Genomic DNA, 6,000 nt, shown 5'->3' with positions numbered 1-6,000 from the left:
GGTGCTGACGGTGCGCAGCACCGCCTTCGCCTCGGCCTCGGAGGGCGGCTCGGCCTCGGTCGAGCGGATCGGGGGCGCGGGCGATCCCGGCCTGTCGCGCTTCGTCGAGGAGCGGCTGGCGGAAAGCGAGCGGCCGGAGCTTGCCAGCGCGAAGATCGTGGTCTCGGGCGGCCGGGCGCTGGGTTCGAAGGAGATGTTCGAGGAAGTCGTCTTGCCGCTCGCCGACAAGCTCGGCGCGGCGGTCGGCGCGTCGCGTGCGGCGGTGGATGCCGGCTATGCGCCGAACGACTGGCAGGTCGGCCAGACCGGCAAGGTCGTGGCGCCGAACCTTTACATCGCCTGCGGCATTTCGGGCGCGATCCAGCATCTTGCCGGCATGAAGGATTCCAAGGTCATCGTCGCCATCAACAAGGACGAGGAGGCGCCGATCTTCCAGGTCGCCGATTACGGCCTCGTCGGCGACCTCTTTTCCATCCTACCCGAGATCACCTCGAAAGTTTGAACTCGCGCTACGGCGGGGCTCTCTCCGCCTTCTGCTCCTCGCCGGATCGACGGTTTGGACCCGGTTCGATTGCTGTTCTGTGGTCCGGACCAGTTTCACGGGTCAGGACCACGCCAGCGCCGATCGACCGCCAGGGCCGGATAGGGCTCATAGGCACGAAGGACGGCACGCACCGCGTCCATTGCACTTGTCATGTCTGGACGGTCGAGCGGGCCGTCGGCAAAAACCGGAGCATAGCCGCCGGACAGGAGCAGGCCGTTGCGTTCGCGAAGCGGCAGGCCCAGCCGCCCGGCCAAGCGCAGCAGCATGTCGCGGCTTGGCTTCAAGCGCCCGCTCTCAACGAAGCTGAGGTGCCACGCCGAGACCTCGGCCTCCAACGCCAGATCGAGTTGGCTCAAGCGACGTCGGCGTCGCCAGTCGCGCAGTACATCCCCTATCGTATCGTTCGCCGGCGCTGCCATGGCGGTGTTTTCGCACGAGTGCCGGCTTCTGCCCATGACCTCCGAGGTAATCGCGGGGCAGTGCTGAACCGGACATCCTACGGCCTCCAACCGACGGGAGACCCGCATGCGCACCGCCCTCGATGCCGCCAACGGCTACATGGCTGTCTCGAACGAGACCGATCCAGCCGAACGGGTGCGCCGCCTCGAAGCGTGGCATCCGGACGTCTGTTACTTCGATCCGCTGATGCAGGCCGAAGGTTCCGAGGCGTTAACCCTGATGATCGAAGGAGCGCGAGCTCAGTTCCCAGGTCTCGCCTTTCGCCTCCACGGTACGCTTTTGGAGGTTGAGCGGCGCATCGAGGTCTGGCGGCCCATTCAGCCGTGACGGGAAGCCGTTCCGTCGCGCCCGGTGAAATTCGCGCTCATTACCCTTCATTCGGCGTCATGCGTCAGGATATTGAGCAGCCGTCCGAAAGGGTCCTGCACGAAGAAGCGGCGAACGCCCCAAGGCTCGAGCGCCGGGCCGTATTGGATCGCATAACCGGCCGCAAGAAGACGGGCGTGGACGGTATCGAGATCATCGACCTCGAGCGACAGGTCGGGCACCGGGGTGCCCGAGCCGCCCTCGCTGGCAAAGCTGATCTGCGGCGCGGCTTGGCCGTCGCCCATGAAGGTGACGATCCATCCGTGATCCATGCCGACGGTCATGCCGAGGATCTCGCCGTAGAAGGCACGGGCACGCGCCATCTCGGCCGTCGCGATATTGGGAACGATCCGCGTCACGGGCATGCGCTTCTCCTCCAGGCCGAACTATCCGGTTATAGGTCGTCTTCCCAAGCAGTCGCTTCGACCCCACCTTGCACGTCCCGTTTGGAGTATCCATATAACATCCACTTGGATGTTCGATGGATGTGGGCTTGGAGATGCCGAAGAAGGCCGGGGTGCAAGAGCGTCTTGGCGACAGCGAGAAGCTGACGCTCAATCTCGGCTATGTCGATCTTGGCCGGATCGACCTTCTGGTGCGCGAAGGCTTCTACGCCAATCGCAGCGACGTCATTCGCACCGCCATCCGCAAGCATCTCGACGCGCACGACGCTGAACTGCGCCGATCCTCCGAGCGCCTGACGCTTGATCTCGGCATGCGTCGCTTCACCCGAGCCGATCTTGAAGCCGCAAAGGCGGCGGGCCAAGTCCTCCATGTTCGCGTGCTCGGTCTGGCGTCCTTCGACCACGACATTCCCCCCGACCTCGCCCGTGACGCCATCGGCTCGGTCACGGTGCTCGGGGCGCTCCAAGCCAGCGCTGCGGTCAAGGCTGCTCTGGCCGATCGCATCCATTGACTCATCGATCGCCCCGCCGCTCAGGCCAACGAGGAATTCCCATGGTTCGCCCCCTACCGTTCATGGTTGAGGCGCAACGCCTCGTCCTGTCCCAACGCCTGTCGGATGCAACGGATCTCATTCAGCAGGGGCTCGGTCTTCGCTCGCCATCCCTTACTTCTCCGCCGGACGCGTTCAGCGGCGTAACCATCGAGCTGAGCGCCGATGGTGCGGAACTGGCTGGGGACGTCGCCTCCGGAGAAGCGCGGTGCATGCCGCGCAGCCGGCCGCGGTTCGCCGCAGAGGCATCGATCCGGCCGACATGGTCCACCAAGCCTGCGCCGACGATCCCGCAAGGCGCGGAATTCCTCTATCTTGTTCATGCCGGGCCTGCCGGCCGACGCGCTTATCGCCTCTATGTGCCGGCGGCCGAGGCGAGGGGGCCTCGTCCGTTGGTGGTGATGCTGCACGGCTGCACCCAGAACCCGGAGGACTTTGCGACGGGAACGCGGATGAACGAGATCGCGGAAGAAGCAAACGTCCTCGTCGCGTATCCAGAGCAGGACCGATCGGCCAATCCCCATCTCTGCTGGAACTGGTTCGAGCCCACCCACCAGAACGGCGATGCCGGCGAACCGGCGATCTTGGCGGGCATTGTCGAAGATATCGCCAGAAGCCACGCTGTTGACCGCAGCCGGCTCTTTGCTGCGGGTCTGTCGGCCGGAGGCGCTATGGCCGCCATTCTCGGGTCGACCCGCCCCGATCTGTTCGCCGCCGTTGGCATCCATTCGGGATTGCCGCACGCCAGCGCCCGGGATGTCGCCACCGCGCTCGCCGTCATGCGCAGCGGAAAAGCATTGGGGCAGGGCGTGGTACCGAGCGTGCCGGCCATCGTCTTTCACGGTGTGCGGGACACGACCGTCCATCCGGCCAATGGCGACCGGATCGCGGGCCTCGATACCGAGCGGCAGGATAGAGCGGAGACCGTCACCGGCACGGTGAACGGACGAGCCTTCACACGCATCCGGCGCCCGGCTCAAGGATCGAACCCTGCGATGGAGCATTGGCGGGTCGAGGGTCTTGGCCATGCTTGGTCAGGTGGCGACGCAGCCGGATCCTATGCCGATCCGGCCGGACCCGATGCCTCGCGCGAGATGCTTCGCTTCTTCCTCAACGAGGCTGGAGCGAGGGAGTAGGACCATGCTCGACATGTCCTCGACGACCATCCGGAGAGGGTCCGCTTCCGAGAGATGAGCCCACTCTCCTTAAGGATCGGACATCGACCGACAACGGGAGGTCGGCGTTCCTGCATCTCTCCCCGATGTCGTTCGGATCGCTATCGGCCCGAACGATATCGGAAGCACGAACCGGGTGAAGGCGGCCAAGCACCTCTAATGGTGGAGTACATCAGCGGATATTCATGTCAGCCCGCCGGCTCTTCCGGCTTCCATCGGAGCGCGTCGATCAATGCCCTGAGCGCCGGTGAGACTTGTCGGCTCGGATAATAGAGGTGGCAGCCCGGGAACGGCACGCACCATTCGTCCAGGGCTTGGATGAGACGGCCGTCGGCGATCTCGTCGGCGACGTCGTGTTCCAGCATATAGCCCAGTCCGGCGCTGGCGCGCACGGCCGCTGCGGCCAGCACTTCGTCGTTGCCGATGAACTGGCCCGCAACCTGAACATTCACCTCGCGACCATTTCGCTCGAACTCCCAGGGTAGCAACCCGCCGCCGCCGATCAGGCGGTAGTTGACGCAGGTATGCGTCTTAAGGTCTGCAGGCGTTTCGGGACGCGGATTCCGAGCGAAATAGTCCGGCGTGCCGACCACCACCGTTCTGAGATCAGGGCCGACGCGCACCGCGACCATATCGCGCTCAACCCTCTCCTTGAAGCGGATGCCGGCATCGAACCCGCCGGCGACGAGATCGGCCAAGCGGTCGTCGACCATTACCTCGACCGCGATGTCGGGATGGTCGAGAAGGAAGCGCGGGAGCATCGGCGCCAGAATCGCGCGGGCGGCGTAGCCAAAAGTGGTGAGGCGGAGCGTGCCCGATGGCGCGTCCCGCCAGTCGGCGAGGGCGGCCAGCCCGCGCGAGACCTCCTCCAAGGCCGGTTGTAGCGACAGGAGAAGCCGCTCGCCCGCATGGGTCGGCGCGACGCTGCGGGTCGTGCGAGCGAGAAGACGCACGCCGAGCCGTTTCTCCAACCCCCGCAACGTATGACTCAGCGTCGAGGGCGACAGCCCGAGCTCGGCCGCAGCTCGCGTGAAGCTCCTCGCGCGCGCGACCGTCGCGAACACTGCCAGGTCATCGAGTTCTCCGCGCCGCATTGCTGTGCCCTGCTCACAAACCCTTGTCGCTTCGCACGGGTAATGGCGTAAGCCGCGCAACGCTATCTCCCTTCCGATCTTGCAAGGAGAAGCAGCAATGAACAACGCGACCTATCGAACCCTCGGCCGTTCCGGGCTAGCGATCAGCCCGCTGGCCCTTGGCACGATGACCTTCGGTGCGGGCCGCTGGGGCGCCGACGAAGCGGGCTCGCGCGCGATTTTCGATGCCTATGTCGAGGCCGGCGGCAATTTCGTCGATACCGCCGACGTTTATTCCGGGGGTGAGAGCGAGGCGATGCTCGGCCGCTTCGTTGCTGAGCGAAAGCTTCGCGACAAGCTCGTCATCGCCACCAAGTCCGGCTTCCCGCGGCGGGACGACACACCGCTCGCCGGAGGCAACTCGGCACGCAACATCCGCGACGGGCTGGAAGGCTCGCTGAAACGTCTCGGCACGGATCATATCGACCTCTATTGGACGCATGTCTGGGACCGGACGACTCCGCCGGAAGAGGTGTTGCGGGCGCTCACCGACGCGGTGCGGCGCGGCGACATTCTCTACTACGGTTTCTCGAACGCGCCGGCCTGGTACGCGGCGCAGATCGCGACGCTTGCGCGTGCGCATGGCCTGCCCGAACCGATCGGGCTGCAATACGCTTACTCGCTCATCGACCGGGGCGTCGAACTCGATCTGGTGCCGGCCGGCGTCGCGCTGGGGCTGGGGCTCGTCGCATGGAGCCCGCTGGCATTCGGTATGCTGACTGGCAAGTACGGGCGCGAGAAGCTCGACCAGGCCGGACCCGCCGGCAGCCTGCCGAACCGCTCCGGCGAAAACAGCGCGAGCGGCAGCGACGGACGTCTCAACGGCGACAATCCCTATGGCGGCATGTTGTTCACAGACAAGAACTTCGCGATCGTCGACACCTTGCGCGACGTGGCGATCGAGGTCGGCCGGTCGATGGCGGAGGTCGCGCTCGCCTGGGTCGTCCGGCGGCCGGGCGTGTCCTCCGTCCTGATCGGGGCAAGCCGGCCCGATCAGATCGCACAGAACGTCGCTTCGCTCGACGTCGAACTGTCCATCGAGCAGCAGGCGCGGCTCGATGCGGCAGGCGCGCCGCCGCAGCTCAACCCCTATTTCATCTTCGACCTGCCGCGCGAACGCATCTTCGGCGGCCATGCAGTCCAGCCGTGGCGATAATCCATCAAGCCGTACGTTTTCGAGAACGAAGCGAACTGCTGGGAAACGGCTGCCATGGACTGGAAGCCACACGGCAGCTTTTCTAGATCGGCAGACCGAAAGCCAATGGGCGACTTACGACCCCATCAGGATGTCGAGCGGAACAATAGGGGAGAGCGGAAAGGCGACCGTCCGCCTTCAAATTCCAAAAGTTGTCAGCAGATATATTCGAC

At 65.2% G+C, this 6,000-nt stretch carries 7 protein-coding genes and 1 pseudogene; 5 read left to right on the top strand and 3 right to left on the bottom strand.

What is annotated here, in order from left to right:
• The coding region (locus tag IEY14_RS13390; protein WP_195826172.1) for an electron transfer flavoprotein subunit alpha/FixB family protein at positions 1–502 on the top strand (502 nt) is incomplete at its 5' end.
• Positions 503–615: 113 nt separating this feature from the next.
• Here IEY14_RS13390 and IEY14_RS13385 read toward each other — a convergent pair.
• Positions 616–963: pseudogene (locus IEY14_RS13385) on the bottom strand (helix-turn-helix domain-containing protein); the annotation flags it as partial.
• Between the two features lie 106 nt (positions 964–1,069).
• On the opposite strand from IEY14_RS13385, the gene IEY14_RS13380 reads away from it, so the two are divergent.
• Complete coding sequence (locus IEY14_RS13380) at positions 1,070–1,330, top strand: nuclear transport factor 2 family protein (RefSeq protein ID WP_188909189.1); 261 nt, start codon at positions 1,070–1,072, stop codon at positions 1,328–1,330.
• 47 nt (positions 1,331–1,377) lie between these two features.
• Here IEY14_RS13380 and IEY14_RS13375 read toward each other — a convergent pair whose 3' ends face one another.
• Positions 1,378–1,734, bottom strand: a complete 357-nt coding sequence (locus IEY14_RS13375) for a VOC family protein (RefSeq protein ID WP_188909187.1) — start codon at positions 1,732–1,734, stop codon at positions 1,378–1,380.
• Between the two features lie 134 nt (positions 1,735–1,868).
• Here IEY14_RS13375 and IEY14_RS13370 point away from each other — a divergent pair, with 134 nt between their 5' ends.
• Both IEY14_RS13370 and IEY14_RS13365 read left to right on the top strand, forming a co-directional pair.
• Positions 1,869–2,285: a ribbon-helix-helix domain-containing protein gene (locus IEY14_RS13370; RefSeq protein ID WP_188909279.1), complete on the top strand. Its 417-nt coding sequence runs from the start codon at positions 1,869–1,871 to the stop codon at positions 2,283–2,285.
• Between the two features lie 41 nt (positions 2,286–2,326).
• Positions 2,327–3,460: an extracellular catalytic domain type 1 short-chain-length polyhydroxyalkanoate depolymerase gene (locus tag IEY14_RS13365; RefSeq protein ID WP_188909185.1), complete on the top strand. Its 1,134-nt coding sequence runs from the start codon at positions 2,327–2,329 to the stop codon at positions 3,458–3,460.
• A 227-nt stretch (positions 3,461–3,687) separates the two neighbouring features.
• Here the strand turns inward: IEY14_RS13365 and IEY14_RS13360 are convergent, their stop codons facing one another.
• Entirely contained in the window at positions 3,688–4,593 is a 906-nt protein-coding gene (locus IEY14_RS13360) for a LysR family transcriptional regulator (RefSeq protein ID WP_188909183.1), read from the bottom strand.
• A gap of 97 nt (positions 4,594–4,690) precedes the next feature.
• On the opposite strand from IEY14_RS13360, the gene IEY14_RS13355 reads away from it, so the two are divergent.
• Positions 4,691–5,788, top strand: coding sequence for an aldo/keto reductase (locus tag IEY14_RS13355; protein ID WP_188909181.1), 1,098 nt, complete (start codon positions 4,691–4,693; stop codon positions 5,786–5,788).
• Positions 5,789–6,000 lie beyond the last annotated feature (212 nt).

The sequence above is a fragment of the Aureimonas endophytica genome (genome assembly GCF_014642635.1).
Taxonomy (GTDB): domain Bacteria; phylum Pseudomonadota; class Alphaproteobacteria; order Rhizobiales; family Rhizobiaceae; genus Plantimonas; species Plantimonas endophytica.
This window is presented reverse-complemented; position numbering and strand designations above follow the sequence as displayed.

Coding starts and splice junctions, on each gene's coding strand:
- IEY14_RS13380 (WP_188909189.1), top strand. CDS start 1,070: ATGCGCACCGCCCTCGATGCCGCCAACGGCTACATGGCTGTCTCGAAC.
- IEY14_RS13375 (WP_188909187.1), bottom strand. CDS start 1,734: ATGCCCGTGACGCGGATCGTTCCCAATATCGCGACGGCCGAGATGGCG.
- IEY14_RS13370 (WP_188909279.1), top strand. CDS start 1,869: ATGCCGAAGAAGGCCGGGGTGCAAGAGCGTCTTGGCGACAGCGAGAAG.
- IEY14_RS13365 (WP_188909185.1), top strand. CDS start 2,327: ATGGTTCGCCCCCTACCGTTCATGGTTGAGGCGCAACGCCTCGTCCTG.
- IEY14_RS13360 (WP_188909183.1), bottom strand. CDS start 4,593: ATGCGGCGCGGAGAACTCGATGACCTGGCAGTGTTCGCGACGGTCGCG.
- IEY14_RS13355 (WP_188909181.1), top strand. CDS start 4,691: ATGAACAACGCGACCTATCGAACCCTCGGCCGTTCCGGGCTAGCGATC.